Origin of the sequence: Streptomyces sp. QH1-20 (genome assembly GCF_041283565.1) — a bacterium.
In the GTDB taxonomy this organism is placed as follows: Bacteria; Actinomycetota; Actinomycetes; order Streptomycetales; family Streptomycetaceae; genus Streptomyces; species Streptomyces syringius.
Genome location: NZ_CP166299.1, coordinates 1,668,201 through 1,686,195 on the forward strand (window position 1 = coordinate 1,668,201; position 17,995 = coordinate 1,686,195).

The 17,995-nt window shown below is 70.8% G+C and carries 17 protein-coding genes; 2 read left to right on the plus strand and 15 right to left on the minus strand.

Annotated features, from left to right (window positions below; genetic code table 11):
* Nucleotides 1-9: 9 nt before the first annotated feature.
* The 3 genes from AB8O64_RS07370 to AB8O64_RS07380 are packed head-to-tail and all read right to left on the minus strand — an operon-like array spanning nt 10 to nt 2,739.
* Nucleotides 10-672 carry a vitamin K epoxide reductase family protein gene (locus AB8O64_RS07370; RefSeq protein WP_365371824.1) on the minus strand — a complete coding sequence of 221 codons (663 nt, stop codon included), beginning with the start codon at nt 670-672 and terminating at the stop codon, nt 10-12.
* A gap of 59 nt (nt 673-731) precedes the next feature.
* The gene (gene hisS / locus AB8O64_RS07375; RefSeq protein WP_370418473.1) at nt 732-1,994 is read right to left on the minus strand and encodes a histidine--tRNA ligase; all 1,263 of its coding nucleotides are present in this window, start codon (nt 1,992-1,994) and stop codon (nt 732-734) included.
* Between the two features lie 10 nt (nt 1,995-2,004).
* Entirely contained in the window at nt 2,005-2,739 is a 735-nt protein-coding gene (locus tag AB8O64_RS07380; protein WP_370418474.1) for an MBL fold metallo-hydrolase, read from the minus strand.
* A 208-nt stretch (nt 2,740-2,947) separates the two neighbouring features.
* On the opposite strand from AB8O64_RS07380, the gene AB8O64_RS07385 reads away from it, so the two are divergent.
* Entirely contained in the window at nt 2,948-3,763 is an 816-nt protein-coding gene (locus AB8O64_RS07385; RefSeq protein ID WP_370418475.1) for a peptidylprolyl isomerase, read from the plus strand.
* A gap of 229 nt (nt 3,764-3,992) precedes the next feature.
* Nucleotides 3,993-5,222 carry a DUF349 domain-containing protein gene (locus AB8O64_RS07390; RefSeq protein WP_370418476.1) on the plus strand — a complete coding sequence of 410 codons (1,230 nt, stop codon included), beginning with the start codon at nt 3,993-3,995 and terminating at the stop codon, nt 5,220-5,222.
* 70 nt (nt 5,223-5,292) lie between these two features.
* Here AB8O64_RS07390 and AB8O64_RS07395 read toward each other — a convergent pair whose 3' ends face one another.
* The 12 genes from AB8O64_RS07395 to AB8O64_RS07450 all read right to left on the minus strand — a co-directional run bounded on the left by AB8O64_RS07395 (nt 5,293) and on the right by AB8O64_RS07450 (nt 17,965).
* The gene (locus AB8O64_RS07395; RefSeq protein WP_370418477.1) at nt 5,293-7,884 is read right to left on the minus strand and encodes a RelA/SpoT family protein; all 2,592 of its coding nucleotides are present in this window, start codon (nt 7,882-7,884) and stop codon (nt 5,293-5,295) included.
* A 220-nt stretch (nt 7,885-8,104) separates the two neighbouring features.
* A complete protein-coding gene (locus tag AB8O64_RS07400) occupies nt 8,105-8,671 on the minus strand; it encodes an adenine phosphoribosyltransferase (protein WP_370418478.1) in 567 nt (188 codons plus the stop codon).
* Nucleotides 8,668-9,816: a protein translocase subunit SecF gene (gene secF, locus AB8O64_RS07405; RefSeq protein WP_370418479.1), complete on the minus strand. Its 1,149-nt coding sequence runs from the start codon at nt 9,814-9,816 to the stop codon at nt 8,668-8,670. Before secF ends, AB8O64_RS07400 begins: the two co-directional genes overlap by 4 nt.
* Nucleotide 9,817: 1 nt before the next feature.
* Nucleotides 9,818-11,605, minus strand: coding sequence for a protein translocase subunit SecD (gene secD / locus AB8O64_RS07410; RefSeq protein WP_370418480.1), 1,788 nt, complete (start codon nt 11,603-11,605; stop codon nt 9,818-9,820).
* A 149-nt stretch (nt 11,606-11,754) separates the two neighbouring features.
* Nucleotides 11,755-12,231, minus strand: coding sequence for a preprotein translocase subunit YajC (gene yajC / locus AB8O64_RS07415; RefSeq protein ID WP_370418481.1), 477 nt, complete (start codon nt 12,229-12,231; stop codon nt 11,755-11,757).
* A gap of 163 nt (nt 12,232-12,394) precedes the next feature.
* Complete coding sequence (gene ruvB / locus AB8O64_RS07420; RefSeq protein WP_370418482.1) at nt 12,395-13,483, minus strand: Holliday junction branch migration DNA helicase RuvB; 1,089 nt, start codon at nt 13,481-13,483, stop codon at nt 12,395-12,397.
* A 112-nt stretch (nt 13,484-13,595) separates the two neighbouring features.
* On the minus strand, nt 13,596-14,219 hold the full coding sequence (gene ruvA, locus AB8O64_RS07425; RefSeq protein ID WP_370418483.1) for a Holliday junction branch migration protein RuvA: 624 nt from the start codon (nt 14,217-14,219) through the stop codon (nt 13,596-13,598).
* A complete protein-coding gene (ruvC, locus tag AB8O64_RS07430; RefSeq protein ID WP_356452498.1) occupies nt 14,216-14,779 on the minus strand; it encodes a crossover junction endodeoxyribonuclease RuvC in 564 nt (187 codons plus the stop codon). Before ruvC ends, ruvA begins: the two co-directional genes overlap by 4 nt.
* Before the next feature lie 122 nt (nt 14,780-14,901).
* Entirely contained in the window at nt 14,902-15,654 is a 753-nt protein-coding gene (locus AB8O64_RS07435) for a YebC/PmpR family DNA-binding transcriptional regulator (RefSeq protein ID WP_130876889.1), read from the minus strand.
* Between the two features lie 62 nt (nt 15,655-15,716).
* Nucleotides 15,717-16,328, minus strand: a complete 612-nt coding sequence (gene pdxT / locus AB8O64_RS07440; protein WP_370418484.1) for a pyridoxal 5'-phosphate synthase glutaminase subunit PdxT — start codon at nt 16,326-16,328, stop codon at nt 15,717-15,719.
* Nucleotides 16,329-16,408: 80 nt separating this feature from the next.
* On the minus strand, nt 16,409-17,323 hold the full coding sequence (gene pdxS, locus AB8O64_RS07445; RefSeq protein ID WP_365212760.1) for a pyridoxal 5'-phosphate synthase lyase subunit PdxS: 915 nt from the start codon (nt 17,321-17,323) through the stop codon (nt 16,409-16,411).
* 99 nt (nt 17,324-17,422) lie between these two features.
* Nucleotides 17,423-17,965 carry a hypothetical protein gene (locus AB8O64_RS07450; protein ID WP_130876892.1) on the minus strand — a complete coding sequence of 181 codons (543 nt, stop codon included), beginning with the start codon at nt 17,963-17,965 and terminating at the stop codon, nt 17,423-17,425.
* Nucleotides 17,966-17,995: the final 30 nt, after the last annotated feature.

Genomic DNA, 17,995 nt, shown 5'->3' on the forward strand with positions numbered 1-17,995 from the left:
GCCGGCCCGCTACGCCGTGCCGCCGGTCCAGAACCACCACCACTTGGTGAGGATCAGCATTCCGATGATCCCGACCCACAGGACGGGCACCACCCAGTGGAACTCCAGCAGCGCGCGCTTGAGCCCCGCCGGGGCCGGGATGAAGCCGTGCCGGAGGTTCTGCACGGTCACGTACCAGAACATGACGATGGTCGCGACCCAGGCGAGGCAGCACCACAGGCACAGCGAGCCGATCACGTACAGCGACTGGTACTGCAGCCAGGTGCAGAAGGCGACGCCGAAGAGCGTGCCGGCCTCCATGCCCAGCCAGTACCAGCGGCGGTAGCGGGCGCCGGCGAGGAGGGCCAGCCCGATCGCGATGATCGCGCCGTAGGCGACCAGGCCCAGCATCGGGTTCGGGAAACCGAACGCCGAGGCCTGGTCGCTCTCCATGATGTTGCCGCAGGAGACGATGGGGTTGAGGCTGCACCCGGGGGTGAACGTCTTCCCCTCGGCCTTGGCCTCGAGGATCTTGTTCTTGTCGAGCGTGATGACCCAGGCCGCGAGCAGCCCCAGCGCACCGGTGATCACCAGGAGCAGGGCGAAGCCGCGGCCGCCGCCCACCGGGCCCGGGGCGGGGCCGTCCCGCTCGTCGCCGTCGAGGTCGGAGCGGTCAAGAGCCGAAGTGGTCATAGCGCCGTTGATCCCATCAGTCGGTCGTTGCCGCCCATTCTGCACCAACGCCCTGTTAATCAGCCCTGCGCGGCCCGCAGTTCGGCCACGACGGCGTCGAGCGCGACGGCCTTCTGCTCACCGCTCTGCAGGTCCTTGAGCTGGACCACGCCCTCGGCCAGGTCCCGCTCGCCCGCGACGAGCGCGAAGCGGGCGCCGGAACGGTTGGCGGACTTCATCGCGTTCTTCAGGCCCTTGCCGCCGAAGGCGAAGTCGGTGGCGACGCCAGCCCGGCGCAGCTCGGTCACGAGACCGAACAGCACCCGCCGCGCCTCCTCGCCGAGCGGCACGGCGAAGACCTCGGTGGCGGAGGGCAGTTCGAGCTCGATGCCCTCGGCCGCCAGCGCGAGCACCGTACGGTCCACGCCCAGCGCCCAGCCGACGGACGGCAGCGCGGGGCCGCCGATCATCTCGGACAGGCCGTCGTAGCGGCCGCCGCCGCCGACCGCGGACTGCGAGCCGAGCCCGCCGTGGACGAACTCGAAGGTGGTGCGGGTGTAGTAGTCCAGGCCGCGCACGAGCTTCTCGTCGTCCTCGAAGGCGACGCCCGCCGCGGTCAGCAGCGCGCGCACCTCCTCGTGGTAGGCCTTGCAGGCCTCGCACAGGTGGTCGCGGAGCATGGGCGCGCCGACCAGCTGCTTCTGGACGGCCTCGCGCTTGTCGTCGAGGACGCGGAGCGGGTTGATCTCGATCCGGCGGCGGGTGTCCTCGTCGAGGTCGAGGCCGCGCAGGAACTCCTGGAGGGCCTCGCGGTAGGCGGGGCGGCACTCCTTGTCACCGAGCGAGTTCAGCAGGAGCCGGAAGTTCTTCAGGCCGAGCGACTTGTAGGCGTCGACGGCCAGGATGATCAGCTCGGCGTCCAGCGCCGGGTCCTCCGCGCCGATGGCCTCCGCGCCGACCTGCGAGAAGTGGCGGTAGCGGCCGGCCTGCGGGCGCTCGTAGCGGTAGTAGGAGCCGGAGTACCAGAGCTTGACGGGCAAGTTGCCGGCCTTGTGCAGATTGGCCTCCAGTGCCGCGCGCAGCACGGAGGCGGTGCCCTCGGGGCGCAGCGCGAGCTCGTCGCCGCCGCGCGTGGTGAGGGTGTACATCTCCTTGGTCACGATGTCGGTCGACTCGCCGACGCCGCGGGAGAACAGCTCGACCTGCTCGAAGCCGGGGGTCTCGATGTAGCCGTACCCCGAGCGCTTGAGCGGCGCGGCGATGGCCTCGCGCACGGCGAGGTAGACCGCGGAGTCCGGCGGGGTCAGATCGTAGGTGCCCTTGGGGGCCTTGAAGGTGCTCACGGAAAAATCGTCACATTCCTCGTCGCGGAGGGGCGGTAGCGCCGCCTCCGAAGCCGCGTCGCGCGTCGCCGGCTGTGGCTTGCAGTTCCCGCAGATACGGGTTGGTGGCGCGCTCGCGGCCGATGCTGGTCTGGGGGCCGTGGCCGGACAGCACCACGGTCGAGTCGTCCAGGGGCAGGCACACACGGGCCAGCGACTGGAGCATCTCGGTGTGGTCGCCACCGGGCAGGTCGGTGCGTCCGATGGAGCCGGCGAACAACAGGTCGCCCGAGAAGAACACCGAGGGGATCTCAGCGGTCTCGGGCATCTTGAAGGTCACCGACCCCTTGGTATGGCCGGGCGCGTGCGCGACGGTGAACTCCATCCCCGCGAGGTCCAGCCGGGCACCGTCGGTCAGCTCCTTGACGTCGTCCGGCTCGCCCACGGTGAGCTCGCCCATGAGCTGCTGCCCGAAGGCGCGGCCGAGGGCCTTCTCCGGGTCGCTCATCATGTAGCGGTCGGCGGGGTGGATCCAGGCCGGGACGTCATGGGCGCCGCACACCGGGACGACCGAGGCGACGTGGTCGATATGGCCGTGGGTGAGGACGACGGCGACGGGCTTGAGCCGATGCTTCTTGAGTGCCTCCTCGACGCCCTGGGCCGCCTGGTGGCCCGGGTCGATGATCACGCACTCCTCGCCTGCGGCAGGGGCGACCAGATAGCAATTGGTCCCCCAGGCCCCGGCGGGGAACCCGGCAATGAGCACATTCGTCCTTAATGATCGACCAGCGGTCAGCCGGCGGTGGCGTCGGCGGAAGCCCCCGGGCGGGGGTTCCCGGCTGGTGAAGAGCCTACCGGCGGCACTCCCGCCGGGGCGAACCCGTATACGGTACGGGCACGCGCGCAACACGCGGCTCAGACACAAACAAGACGGCATACAGACGGCACACAGTCGGCACACGAGGAGACGCCCGGTGGTCACGAACGAGCAGCGGCGGCGGCAGCTCGCCCGGGAGAAGTTCGAACGGCAGCAGGAGCGCCGCGAGGCGGCCCGGCGCAAGGTGGTCCGCCGCAACGCGGTGATCGCCGCCGGTCTCGCGGTGATCCTGGCCGCCGGGGCCACCGCGTTCGCCACGGGCGCGCTGTCCGGCGACGACAAGAAGGACAAGACGGACGCCGCGGCGCCGGACTCGCCGCCGGCGAAGAAGCCGGACCCCTGCGCGAAGGCCGAGCCGGGGGTCCCCGCGACGGCGACGTGGAAGAAGGAGCCGGAGCTGGCCATCGACAAGTCGGCCTCGTACGCGATGGATCTGAGGACGACCTGCGGCACCGTCGACATCAAGCTCGACGCGAAGAACGCCCCGCACACGGTCAACTCCTTCGATTTCCTGGCCGGCAAGGGCTACTTCGACCACACCAAGTGCCACCGGCTCACCACCGGCGGGATCTACGTCCTGCAGTGCGGCGACCCGAAGGGCACCGGCCAGGGCAACCCGGGCTACAACATCCCGGACGAGAACCTGAAGGACCCCAGGCTCAAGGGGAACGTCTATCCCGCGGGCACGGTCGCCATGGCCAACACCGGTCAGCCCGGCTCCGGGGGCAGCCAGTTCTTCCTCGTCTACCAGGACAGCCAGCTGCCGCCGACGTACACGCCCTTCGGCACGATCGGCGCCGACGGCATGAAGGTCCTCAAGAAGATCGCCGCCGCGGGCGAGCAGTCGGGCGCCGGCGACGGTGCCCCGAACGCGACCGTGGTGATCAACAAGGCGGTCGTCAGAAAATCCTGACGACCGGGCGGCCGGCGGTGCCCGCGCGGTGAAATTTCGGTCGCGCGGGATACGGACAGCCAGGCCACCGGTCGCCTATGTTTGCGTTGTGTAGGGTGCCTGATCCGACGGCGACCCGCACCCCCAATGACAAGCCGTCGGACCGGTCAGGGCGCGGCCCTGCCGGAACAAACTGTGGACGATGCCCGCGGGTCGCACGCCGGCCCCGGCATCATGTGGAGGAGGCGCTGTGAGCAGCGACCCATGGGGCCGCGTCGATGAGACGGGGACTGTGTACGTGCGTACCGCCGACGGTGAGCAGGTCGTCGGCTCGTGGCAGGCGGGGTCTCCCGAGGAGGCCCTCGCTTACTTCGAGCGCAAGTACGAGGGCCTGGTCGTCGAGATCGGCCTCCTCGAGCGCCGGGTCAGGACCACCGACCTGTCCGCCAAGGACGCGATGACCGCGATCGACCACCTGCGGACGCAGGTCGACGAGCACCACGCGGTCGGCGATCTGCAGGCGCTGCGGGAGCGGCTCGACAAGCTGGTCACGGCCGTCGAGTCGCGCCGCGAGGAGCGCAAGGCGGCGAAGGCGAAGCAGTCCGACGAGGCCCGTACGGCCAAGGAGAAGCTGGTCGCCGAGGCCGAGGAGCTGGCGGCGAGCGAGCAGTGGCGGTCGGCGGGCGAGCGGCTGCGCGCCCTGGTCGACATCTGGAAGGGCCTGCCGCGGCTGGACCGCAAGGCGGACGACGAGCTGTGGCACCGCTTCTCGCACGCCCGCTCGGCGTTCTCCAAGCGGCGCAAGGCGCACTTCGCCTCGCTGGACGCGCAGCGCGAGGAGGCCCGTAAGACCAAGGAGAAGCTGGTCGCCGAGGCCGAGGCGCTCTCCGGGTCCACGGACTGGGGCCCGACGGCCGCGCGCTACCGCGAGCTGATGGCGGACTGGAAGGCCGCGGGCCGCGCGCAGCGCGAGTCCGAGGACGACCTGTGGACCCGCTTCCGCGGTGCGCAGGACGTCTTCTTCCAGGCGCGCAGCGGGGTGTTCGCCGAGCGTGACGCCGAGCAGGCGGGCAACCTCACGCGCAAGGAGGAGCTGGTCGCCGAGGCGGAGAAGCTGCTGCCGGTCACGGACCTGAAGGCGGCGCGGGCCGCCTTCCGCTCGATCAACGAGCGCTGGGAGGCCATCGGCCATGTGCCGCGGGACGCCCGGCCGAAGATCGAGGGCCGGATGCACACGGTCGAGCGCGCCATCCAGGAGGCCGAGGAGGCCGAGTGGCGGCGGACGAACCCGGAGGCGCGGGCCCGTGCGGCCGGTCTGACGGGTCAGCTCCAGGCCGCGGTCGACAAGCTCCAGGAGCAGGCCGACAAGGCGCGGGCCGCGGGCAATGACGCCAAGGCGGACAAGCTCACCAAGGAGCTCCAGGGCCGCAAGGCACTGCTGGACCAGGCCCTGAAGGGCCTGGAGGAGTTCGGCGGCTGAAGCCGGCGCCCACCACGCACGGAGGACGGCCCCGACGATTGTCGTCGGGGCCGTCTTCCGTGTGCGCCGGTTACGGCCTGCGGGCGGAGGTGACGCGGTAGACGTCGTAGACGCCCTCGACGCCGCGCACCGCCTTCAGGACATGGCCCAGGTGCTTGGGGTCGCCCATCTCGAAGGTGAAGCGCGAGGTGGCGACCCGGTCGCGGGAGGTCTGCACGGCGGCGGAGAGGATGTTGACGTGCTGGTCGGACAGCACCCGCGTGACGTCCGACAGCAGCCGGGACCGGTCCAGCGCCTCCACCTGGATGGCGACCAGGAAGACCGAGGACTGGGTGGGCGCCCACTCGACCTCGAGGATCCGCTCGGGCTGCTGCGAGAGCGAGTCGACGTTGACGCAGTCGGCGCGGTGGACCGAGATGCCGTTGCCCCGGGTGACGAAGCCGATGATCGGGTCGCCCGGCACCGGGGTGCAACAGCGGGCCAGCTTGACCCAGACGTCGTCGACGCCCTTGACGACCACACCCGGGTCGGCGCTGGAGCGGCGCTTGGAGCGGCCGCGGATCGGTGCGGACTCCTCGATGTCCTCGGTCGCCGCGTCCTCGCCGCCGAGGGCCTGGACGAGCTTCTGCACGACGCCCTGGGCCGCGACGTGGCCCTCGCCGATGGCGGCGTAGAGCGAGGAGATGTCGGGGTAGCGCATCTCGTGCGCCAGGGTGACGAGCGAGTCGCCGGTCAGGATCCGCTGGATCGGCAGGTTCTGCTTGCGCATGGCCCGCGCGATGGCGTCCTTGCCCTGCTCGATGGCCTCGTCGCGGCGTTCCTTGGAGAACCAGGCGCGGATCTTGTTGCGGGCGCGGGGCGACTTGACGAAGCCGAGCCAGTCGCGCGAGGGCGCGGCGCCCGGTGCCTTGGAGGTGAAGACCTCCACCAGGTCGCCGTTGTCCAGGGTCGATTCGAGCGGCACGAGCCGCCCGTTGACCCGGGCGCCTATCGTGCGGTGGCCGACCTCGGTGTGCACGGCGTAGGCGAAGTCCACCGGTGTGGCACCGGCCGGGAGCGCTATGACATCGCCCTTGGGCGTGAAGACGAAGACCTCGTTGCGCGAGAGGTCGAAGCGCAGGGACTCCAGGAACTCGCCCGGGTCCTCCGTCTCCTTCTGCCAGTCGAGCAACTGCCGCAGCCAGGCCATGTCGTTGACGGTGTCCTGGTTCTTGCCGGCGTTCTTGGGGACGTCCGTGCGGATCTTGGACGCTCCGGCGACGGCCTCCTGCTTGTACTTCCAGTGCGCGGCGATGCCGTACTCGGCGCGGCGGTGCATGTCGAAGGTGCGGATCTGCAGCTCGACGGGCTTTCCGCTGGGCCCTATGACCGTCGTGTGCAGCGACTGGTACATGTTGAACTTGGGCATCGCGATGTAGTCCTTGAACCGCCCCGGGACCGGGTTCCACCGGGCGTGGACGGTGCCGAGCGCCGCGTAGCAGTCGCGGACGGTGTCGACGAGGACGCGGATGCCCACCAGGTCGTAGATTTCGGCGAAGTCACGGCCTCGCACGATCATCTTCTGGTAGACGCTGTAGTAGTGCTTCGGGCGGCCGGTGACGGTGGCCTTGATGCGGGCGGCGCGCAGATCGGCCTGGACCTCGTCGGTGACGATGGCCAGGTATTCGTCGCGCTTGGGGGCCCGCTCGGCGACGAGGCGGACGATCTCGTCGTACATCTTGGGGTAGAGGATCGCGAAGGCGAGGTCCTCCAGCTCCCACTTGATGGTGTTCATGCCCAGCCGGTGTGCCAGCGGGGCGTAGATCTCGAGGGTCTCGCGGGCCTTCTTCTCCTGCTTCTCCCGCTTGAGATAGCGCATGGTGCGCATGTTGTGCAGGCGGTCGGCGAGCTTGATGACCAGGACGCGCGGGTCCTTGGCCATGGCGACGACCATCTTGCGCACGGTCTCGGCCTGCGCGGCCTCGCCGAACTGCACCCGGTCGAGCTTGGTGACGCCGTCGACGAGGAGCGCGACCTGGTCGCCGAAGTCCCGGCGCAGATCGTCCAGGCCGTACTCGGTGTCCTCGACGGTGTCGTGCAGCAGCCCCGCCATCAAGGTGGCCGGGTCCATGCCCAGCTCGGCGAGGATCGTGGTGACGGCGAGGGGGTGGGTGATGTACGGGTCGCCGCTCTTGCGCTTCTGGCCGCGGTGCCAGCGCTCGGCGACCTGGTAGGCACGCTCGATCTGGCGCAGGGTGGTGACGTCGGCCTTGGGGTCGTTGCCCCGGACGATGCGCAGCAGCGGTTCGAGGACGGGGTTGTACGGGCTGGAGCGCTGCACACCGAGGCGGGCGAGGCGGGCCCGGACGCGGCTGGAGGAGCCGGGGCGGGGCGTGGGGCCCTGCGGGGGCGCGGGCCGGACCGGGCCGGCGCCGGCGACGGTGGCCGGCTTGTCACCGGAGGTACGCGGCCGTGCGGCCGGGGTGGGCGCCTCGGGGCGGGAGGCTGCCTCGTGGCGCGGTTCGGCGGCCGGGGTGTTCGGCTGCGCCGCGCTCTGTCCCGTGGAGCCGGACTCGGGCGCACCGCCGTGGGGGCGGCCCGCGGGCGTGCCCTTGGCCGCCGCGGCCTCGGGAGACGACTGGTCCGACTGTGCGGCGGTGAGCGGCTGGGCCTTGTCTGGCAAGAGCACTCCTCATGCGGGGTCCGGCCCCCCGATCAGGTCCGGACTGCCATGGTATCGATCCCGGCCGGATCGCTCCCGCTGGCCCGGCACCCGAAGAGACGCGCGAGGCGGGCACCGGGTTCTCCCCGATGCCCGCCTCGTGGCCTCGCGTGCCCGTTTTTCCGGGCCCGTACGGCCGCCCTGGACCGGTTTGCGCGGTTCCATGACGGCCGTCAATGGATCAGACCGTGATCAGTGCCTCCAGCGGGGCGCCCTCAAGAGCGTCCCGAAGCCGCTGCCGGCCGTCGAGGAACCCGAGCTCCATCAGCACGGCCACGCCGGCCACCTCGGCGCCGGCGCGGCGGATGAGCCGCAGCGACGCCTCGGCCGTACCGCCGGTGGCCAGCACGTCGTCGATGACCAGCACCCGGTCGCCGCTGCTCAGCGCGTCGGCGTGGATCTCGATCTCGGCGGTGCCGTACTCCAGGTCGTAGGCCTGGGCCAGCGTCGCGCCGGGCAGCTTGCCCGCCTTGCGGACGGGCACGAAGCCGAGTCCGGCGCGGACGGCGACCGGGGCGGCGAGGATGAAGCCACGGGCCTCCAGGCCCACGACCTTGTCCGCGTCGTACCGCTCGCACAGCTCCACGAGGGCGTCGGTCAGCGCGCCGAACGCCTTGGCGTCGGCGAGCAGCGGGGTGATGTCCTTGAACATCACGCCCGGCTTCGGGTAGTCCGGCACGTCGTGGATCCGGTCGAGGAGCAGCTCACGCAGCTCCGCACCGGCCTCGCCGGTGGTCGCCGCGCTCATCGGCGCTTCCCCGACGGACGGCCGCGGCCACCGCGGCCGTCACGGCCGCCCCGGCCCGCCGACTGGCGGCGCGGACCGACGACACCGGCCGCGGCCGCGTCGTCCTCGTCGTCACCCTCGGCGTCCGGCCCGTCCACGGCGTCCTGCTGCTGCTCCGTGCCCGGCTCGCCCTTGGCCGCCGCGGCGGCGCGCTTGGCACGCACCCGCTTGGCCAGGGCCTTCATCTGCGGGTCGCGCTCCTTGAGGTCGGCGACCAGCGGGGTGGCGATGAAGATCGAGGAGTACGCGCCGGCCGCGAGGCCGACGAACAGGGCGAGCGAGATGTCGTTGAGCATGCCCGCGCCGAGGAACCCGCCGCCGATGAAGAGCAGACCGGCGACCGGCAGCAGCGCCACGACCGTGGTGTTGATCGAACGCACCAGGGTCGAGTTGAGGCTGCGGTTGGCGATCTCGCTGTAGGTGAAGCGGGTCTGCTTGGTGATGTCCTTCGCGCCCTCCTTGAGACCGTCGAAGACGACGACGGTGTCGTAGAGGGAGTAACCGAGGATGGTCAGCAGACCGATCACGGTGCCCGGGGTGACCTCGAAGCCGACGAGGGCGTAGATCCCGACGGTGATCGTGAGGTCGTGGATCAGGGCGATGAGGGCAGCGAGCGCCATGCGCCACTCGAAGGCGATCGCGAGGTAGATCACCACCAGGATCATGAAGATCGCGAGGCCGGTCCAGGCCTTATTGGCGATCTGGTCGCCCCAGCTGGGGCCCACGATATCGGTGTTGATCTTGTCCAGCGGGACGTCGAGCTTCTTGGCCAGTGCCTCCTGCGTTGCCCGCGACTGCTCCGTGGTCAGTTCACTGACCTGGATGCGCAGCGTGCGGTCGCCGAGCTTCTGCACGATGGCGGTGTGCCCGGAGGTCTCCTCCGCGACGTGCTGGGCCTGGGTGGCCGAGACGGCGGTCTTCGGGGTGTTGAAGACCGCGCCGCCGGAGAACTCGATGCCCATGTTCAGGCCGCGCACCGACAGGCCGACGATGGCCGTGATGGTGATGAGGATCGAGATGCCGTACCAGATCATCCGCTTGCCGACGAAGTCGTAGCCGACCTCGCCGCGGTAGAGCCGGGCGCCCAGATTTCCGAGTTTCGACATCTCACGCCTCCTTGGGGTCGACGGGGGCGGCGGGGCGGCGGGAGGCCCGCAGCGGCGGCTTGACGCCGAGACGCTTGGGGTCCAGACCGGACCACGGGTGACCGCTGGCGAAGAACTTACGGCGCGCGAGGAGCGTCATGAGCGGCTTGGTGAAGAAGAAGACCACGACGACGTCGAGGAGCGTGGTCAGACCGAGCGTGAACGCGAAGCCCTGCACCTTGCCGACGGTGACGATGAAGAGCACCGCGGCGGCGAGGAAGGAGACGAAGTCGGAGACCAGGATGGTGCGACGGGCACGCGGCCAGCCACGCTCGACGGCCGGGCGCAGGGACCGGCCCTCCCGGATCTCGTCCCGGATCCGCTCGAAGTAGACGATGAAGGAGTCGGCGGTGATGCCGATCGCCACGATGGCACCGCAGACGGCCGGCAGGTTCAGCGCGAAGCCGAGGGCGATACCGAGCAGCACCATGATCGTGTAGGTGAGGATCGCGGAGACCAGAAGGCTGGCCAGGGCGACGAGCGCCAGTCCGCGGTAGTACGCCACCAGGTAGATGATCACGAGGATGAGGCCGATGGCACCGGCGATCAGACCGGCGCGCAGCTGCTCACCACCGAGCGCGGGGCTGACCGTGGTCTCGGTGACGACGTCGAAGGACAGCGGCAGCGCACCGTAGGACAGCACGTTGGCGAGGTCCCGGGAGCTCTCCTGGGTGAACCCGCCGGAGATCTCCGCCTGACCGCCGGCGATGGAGCTGGTCACCGAGGGGTCGGAGACGACCTCGCCGTCCAGGACGATCGCGAACTGGTTCTGCGGGGGCTGCTGGGTCGCCAGCTTGCCCGTGACGTCGGCGAACTTCTTGGCGCCGTCCTTGGTGAACTTGAGCTGGACGATCCAGCCCTTGCCCTGCTGGGTGTCGATGACGGCGGAGGCCTTGTCGACGCCGGTGCCCTCGACGGCCACCGGACCGAGGATCTCCTTGGCGGAGCCGTCGGTCTTGCAGGCGACGATGGGGTCGCTGGCCTTGGCGGCTGCCGCCGCCTCGCTCGCCTTGGCGCGGGACGCCGGGGTGGAGCAGTCGAGCGCCGCGAGCTGCTTCTGCAGCGCGGCGACGTCACCCGGGGCCGGCGTGGGCGTGGGCGCCTTCGGGTCCTTCTTCTTGTCGGACCCGGCCTTGTCGTCCTTGGCCGAGGCGGACGCGCTCGGGTCCACCGCGGGGTTGGCCTTGAGGGCGTCGGTGACGGCGCGGCCCTGGGGGCTGGCGGACGCGGAGGGCGAGCCGGACGGCTTGGTCTTGTCGTCCTTGCTCTTGTCGTCCTTGTCCTTGGCCTTGTCCTTGTCGCCGACCGAGGCGCTCGGCTTCGGCTCGGGGGACTTGACCCCGGGGGCCGAGGTCAGGACGGGGCGGAAGCCCAGCTTGGCGGTGGTACCGACCTGCTGACGGGCCTGCTTCGCGTTCGTCCCCTTGGGGATGTTCACGATGATGTGCTTCGCGCCCTGCGTCTGCACCTCGGATTCCGAGACGCCCAGACCGTTGACACGCCGGTCCATGATGCCGACCGCGGTGTCCATATTGGTCTTGTTGATCGCGTTGGGCTTGCCGGGCTCGTTCTTGGCCTCCAGCGTGAAGCTGGTGCCGCCCGCGAGGTCGATGCCCAACCGTGGCGTGGTGTCACCGGAGGCGAACATGCCCCCGATGAGCGCCACCATGGCGATCAGGATCAGGGCCAGGACGCGGCCCGGCCTGCCCTGGCCGCCCGGGGACCTGCGGCCCTTCTTCGGTGCTGCCACCTTGTCGTTTCTCCCTGTCCAACCGCCGGGCGTCGGGTGTTCGCCGGACGGCCACGATGTGTTGTGGGGACTTGCCCCCCGCCGGAGCCTAGACCGTAAGAGAACCGCGGCACACCGCTCGGTGGGTGTTCCGCGGTTCCTTGAAGGGGTTACTTGGCGTCGGCGTCGCCGTCCCGCTTGGCGTCCTTCGCCGAGGTCTCGCCCGATTCGTCGGCCTTGTCCGCCTGGTTAGCCGCAGCCGGGGCCTCGGGGGCCTTGCCGAGGTCGATCTTCTTCTCGTCGGCCGGGGCGTCGCCCTCGGTCAGCGAGGAGGCGTCGTCGGGGACCTCGGTCTCGTCGGGCTCGATGCCGTGGACGATGCGGTTGTACTCCTCGTCCTCGAGGACGGCGCCGATGGAGTTCTTCGCGTAGATCGCGTGGACGCCCGGGGCGACCTCGAGGAGCACGGAGTCCTCGCTGATCTCCTTGACGGTCGCGTACATGCCGCCGATCGTCCGCACACCGGTGCCCGGCTGCATCTGGTCGCGCATCTGCGCGGCCTGGCGCTGCTTGTTCTTGGCCGATCGCGTCATCAGGAACATGGCCCCGATGAGCACGATGAACGGCAGGAGAGTCACGATATTCACGGGGCGGGGTTTCCTTCACACGACCGCAGGGGGGCGGCCTGGTCTTCGGGGGTGGTATGCCGCACCGATACGGACGGCATCGGCGGAGTCTAAGCGAGTCCGCGCCTAAGGAACAACGCTCAGCATGGCACCGGGGTTCCTGAGGCGAGAAGTCCCCGCGCCGTCACCCGCCGAAGAGTCCCTGCTGGCCGGGGCCGCCCGCGGTGTGCTGGGGCGGCACCATGCCGAGGTGCGACCAGGCCGCCGGGGTCGCGACCCGGCCCCTGGGGGTACGGGCCAGCAGGCCCTCCCGGACGAGGAAGGGCTCGGCGACCTCCTCGACCGTCTCGCGCTCCTCACCGACGGCGACGGCCAGGGTGGACAGGCCGACGGGGCCGCCGCCGAAGAGCTTGAGCAGCGCGGTCAGCACGGCGCGGTCCAGCCGGTCCAGTCCCCGGCCGTCGACCTCGTAGACGTTCAGCGCCTGGGCGGCGATCTCGCGCGTGACGACGCCGTCGGCCTTGACCTGGGCGTAGTCGCGCACGCGGCGCAGCAGCCGGTTGGCGATGCGCGGGGTGCCGCGGGAGCGGCCGGCGATCTCGGCGGCCCCGTCGCCCTCTATCTCCACGTCCAGGAGACGGGCCGAGCGGTGGATGACGCGCTGGAGCTCGGCCGGGGCGTAGAACTCCATGTGCCCGGTGAAGCCGAAGCGGTCCCGCAGCGGGGGCGGCAGCAGTCCGGCCCGGGTGGTGGCGCCGACGAGGGTGAAGGGCGGCAGCTCCAGCGGGATGGCGGTGGCGCCGGGGCCCTTGCCGACGATGACGTCGACGCGGAAGTCCTCCATCGCCATGTACAGCATCTCCTCGGCGGGCCGGGACATGCGGTGGATCTCGTCGAGGAAGAGGACCTCGCCCTCGGTGAGGGAGGACAGGATCGCGGCCAGGTCGCCGGCGTGCTGGATGGCGGGGCCGGAGGTGATGCGGATGGGGGCGCCCATCTCGGCGGCGATGATCATCGAGAGGGTGGTCTTGCCGAGGCCGGGCGCGCCCGAGAGCAGCACGTGGTCGGCGGTCGCGCCGCGCTGGCGGGCGGCGCGGAGCACGAGGTCGAGCTGCTCGCGGACCCGCTCCTGCCCGACGAATTCGTCGAGGTCCTTGGGGCGCAGGGCCGCCTCGACGGCCTGGTCCTCACCGTCGGCGAGGGAGCCGACCAGCCGGTCGCCTGCGGCGTACGGGCCGTCTGTCTCGGGGGCGGGCTCGTCGTCCCAGTTCACGGATTGAACCTCACGGTCGGTAATGGTGCGGGGCGGCACGGTCGGGCCGCCGGTTGCTGCGCGGGATCCGCCTCGGCCCTCCCCGGCGGGGGGAGCGGGTGGCTGCCCTCCGTCAGCGGGCGCGGTTCAGGCTCTGCAGCGCCGCACGCAGCAGCTGGCCGATCTGAGGGGTGCCACCGTCGGCGGTCACCGCCTCGGCCTGCGGTGCCACCGCCTCCGTCGCCTCCTCGGCCTCCCGGGCGGCGTAGCCGAGGCCGACCAGCGCGGCGAGCAGCTGTTCCCGCCAGCCGCCGGCGGCGGGGGCGCCGCTGCGGGCGGGGCCGCCGGTGCCCACGGGTGCGCCGAGCCGGTCCTTGAGCTCCAGCAGCAGCTTCTGCGCGCCCTTCTTGCCGATGCCGGGCACGGCGGTGAGCGCCTTCTCGTCGCCGGTGGAGACGGCACGGCGCAGGGCATCGGGGTCGTGCACGGCGAGCATGGCCTGGGCCAGGCGCGGCCCGACGCCGCTGGCCGTCTGCAGCAGCTCGAAGACCTGCCGCTCGTCGTCGTCGGCGAAGCCGTAGAGGGTCAGGGACTCCTCGCGCACCACGAGGGACGTGGCGAGCTTGGCGTGCTGGCCGACGCGGAGCGTGGAGAGGGTGTTCGGGGTGCACAGGACAGCCATGCCGACGCCGCCGACCTCGACGACGGCGGTGTCGGGTGCGAGGGCCGCTACCGGGCCGGAGACAAAGGCGATCATGCGCTGCCCTTCAGGGTTCGTACGGCCGCGTCCGGCAGCCGGTGGGTGCGGCGGTGGGCGGCGACGGCCTGCTGGAGGCGGTTGGTCGCCGGGGCCCGCCAGATGTGACAGATGGCCAGGGCCAGGGCGTCGGCGGCGTCGGCCGGCTTGGGCGGCGCGTCGAGCCGCAGCAGCCGGGTGACCATGGCGCCGACCTGTGCCTTGTCGGCCCGGCCGGAGCCGGTGACGGCCGCCTTGACCTCGCTGGGGGTGTGCAGGGCGACGGGCAGTCCGCGGCGGGCGGCACAGAGCATGGCGACGGCGCTGGCCTGGGCGGTGCCCATGACCGTGCGGACGTTGTGCTGGCTGAACACGCGCTCCACGGCGACGAATTCGGGCCGGAACTCGTCCAGCCACTGCTCGATGCCCTGCTCGACGAGGACGAGCCGCTCGGCGATGTCGGTGTCCGCCGGGGTCCGCACGACCCCGACGCCGACCATGCTCAGCGGCCGGCCGGCGACGCCCTCCACCACACCGACGCCACAGCGCGTCAGCCCCGGGTCCACACCCAACACCCGCATCGCGCCCCTCCCTTCGGTCACCTGTTTGTGCAGGCTATCGGCTGCCACTGACAAAGCGACGGGCCGACGGAGTGTGTCCGTCGGCCCGTCGTGCTCTGTTCGCGGAAATCAGGCGTCGGCCGTCAGGCGTCGACCTTGGCCATGACCTCGTCGGAGACGTCGAAGTTGGCGAAGACGTTCTGCACGTCGTCGCTGTCCTCCAGCGCGTCGATGAGCTTGAAGATCTTGCGCGCGCCGTCCTCGTCCAGCTCGACCTGCATGGTCGGCAGGAAGTTGGCGTCGGCGGAGTCGTAGTCGATGCCGGCGTCGACGAGGGCGGTGCGGACCGCGACCATGTCGGTGGCCTCGCTGACGACCTCGAAGGTCTCGCCGAGGTCGTTGACCTCTTCGGCGCCCGCGTCGAGGACCGCGCCCAGGACGTCGTCCTCGCTCAGCTCACCCTTGGGGACGATGATGACGCCCTTGCGGTTGAAGAGGTACGACACCGAGCCGGGGTCGGCCATCGAGCCGCCGTTGCGGGTCATGGCGACGCGCACGTCGGAGGCGGCGCGGTTGCGGTTGTCGGTGAGGCACTCGATGAGCACCGCGACGCCGTTCGGCCCGTAGCCCTCGTACATGATGGTCTGGTAGTCGGCACCGCCGGCTTCGAGACCCGCGCCGCGCTTGACGGCACTGTCGATGTTCTTGTTGGGGACCGAGCTCTTCTTGGCCTTCTGGATGGCGTCGAAGAGCGTCGGGTTACCGGCCGGGTCGGCGCCGCCCGTACGGGCCGCCACCTCGATGTTCTTGATCATCTTCGCGAAGAGCTTGCCGCGCTTGGCGTCGATCACGGCCTTCTTGTGCTTCGTCGTAGCCCATTTAGAGTGGCCGGACATCCGCCTGTCTCCTTCGCGTAACCAATTACTTAACGAACGACTGAGATCCTACCGGGATAGGTTCAGGTCGTGGCGCCCACCGTACCCACGCTCTGCCGGGCCATCTCGACGAAGAGGGCGTGCACCCGGTGGTCACCGGTCAGCTCGGGGTGGAAGGACGTGGCCAGGACATTGCCCTGCCGCACCGCGACGGTGTGCCCGTCGTACGTGGCGAGCACCTCGACCTGGGCGCCGACGGACTCCACCCACGGGGCGCGGATGAAGACGCCCTCGACCGGCCCGCCCTCGATGCCGGCCACCTCGACGGCCGCCTCGAAGGACTCGTTCTGCCGCCCGAACGCGTTACGGCGCACGATCATCTCGATGCCGCCGAGGGTCTCCTGGTCCTCCCGCCCGTCCAGCAGCTTGTCGGCGACCATGATCATGCCGGCGCAGGTGCCGTAGACCGGCAGCCCGGCCTTCACCCGCTCGCGCAGCGGCTCCAGCATGCCGAAGGCCACCGCGAGCTTGGACATGGTGGTGGACTCGCCGCCGGGTATGACCAGGCCGTCGAGGTCGTCGAGCTCCTCGGGGCGGCGGACCGGGCGGGCGACGGCGTCCGCCGCGGCGAGGGCGATGAGGTGTTCGCGGACATCGCCCTGCAGAGCGAGTACGCCGATGACGGGAGTGGACACGGTGGTACCTCTCAAACACTTTCTACGGCCGGTGGGCGGCCCCGCGGAAGGGGACCGCCCACACGGGGAAGACGACGGGACTACCAGCCGCGGTTGGCGTAGCGCTCCGACTCGGGGAGGGTGTCGCAGTTGATGCCGACCATGGCCTCGCCCAGGTTGCGGGAGGCGTCCGCGATGATCTTCGGGTCGTCGAAGAAGGTGGTGGCCTTCACGATGGCGGCGGCGCGCTTGGCCGGGTCGCCGGACTTGAAGATGCCCGAGCCGACGAAGACGCCCTCGGCGCCGAGCTGGCGCATCAGCGCGGCGTCGGCGGGGGTGGCGACGCCACCGGCGGAGAACAGCACCACGGGAAGCTTGCCGAGCTCGGCGACCTCCTTGACCAGCTCGTACGGGGCGCGCAGCTCCTTGGCGGCGGCGAACAGCTCGTTGTTGTCGTAGCCGCGCAGACGGGCGATCTCGTTCTTGATCTGGCGCAGGTGGCGGACGGCCTCGACGACGTTGCCGGTGCCGGCCTCGCCCTTGGAACGGATCATGGCCGCGCCCTCGGCTATGCGGCGCAGCGCCTCGCCCAGGTTGGTGGCACCGCAGACGAAGGGGGTGGTGAAGGCCCACTTGTCGCTGTGGTTGATCTCGTCGGCCGGGGTGAGGACCTCGGACTCGTCGATGTAGTCGACGCCGAGGGACTGCAGCACCTGGGCCTCGACGAAGTGGCCGATGCGGGACTTGGCCATGACCGGGATGGAGACGGCGCCGATGATCTCCTCGATCATGTTCGGGTCCGACATCCGGGCCACGCCGCCGTCCTTGCGGATGTCGGCCGGGACCCGCTCCAGCGCCATGACCGCGACGGCGCCCGCGTCCTCGGCGATCTTCGCCTGCTCGGCGTTGACGACGTCCATGATCACGCCGCCCTTGAGCTGCTCGGCCATGCCGCGCTTGACGCGCGCGGTGCCGGTCTCGGGGTTGGCGGACGTGCTGGTGGTCGTGCTGGACACGATGGTGACCTCACTATCAAGGGCGGCGGCAATACTGCACCCTCATACAACCCAGGGCCGCGGCCCGGGAAAAAGGGCCAATCCGAGGCCGGTGGCTTCTTAGTGGCCCGCCCGGTCCCCGAGGGCCACCGGAGGCTCGTCGTCCATCTCGAAGGCGAGCGGGAACGGCGCGTGTCCGGCGAGCCGGAACCAGCGCACCACCCGGTGTCTGCGCACGGCCCGCGCGGCGCGCACCGCGTCGTTGTGGAACCGCCGGGCCATCGGCACCCGGCGTACCGCCTCCGTCAGCTCGCGCAGTGACTCCTCACCACCCGGCGCCTGCCGTACGGCCTCGACCTGCGGCGCCTCGGCGAAGACGGCGCGCAGCGCCTGGCTCAGCTCGCTCTCGGCGACCTCGCGGTGCTCCTCCTCGGCCTGCCGGGCGGCGTGCGCGGCCTGGTAGAGAACGATGGAGGAGGCGGGATCGAGGACCGAGGCGGTACCGAGCTCCTGGGCGACCGAGGCCCGCCGCAGCAGTTGGGCGTCCAGCGCCGCCCGCGCGGCGTCGATACGGCTGTGGAGCCGGTCCAGCCGGCCGGCTGTCCAGCTCAGATAGACGCCGATGACGACCAGGGCGGCCGCGATCCAGATCAGTGTGGTCACGCGGCCTCACGTTACCGCTCGCGGCGGATC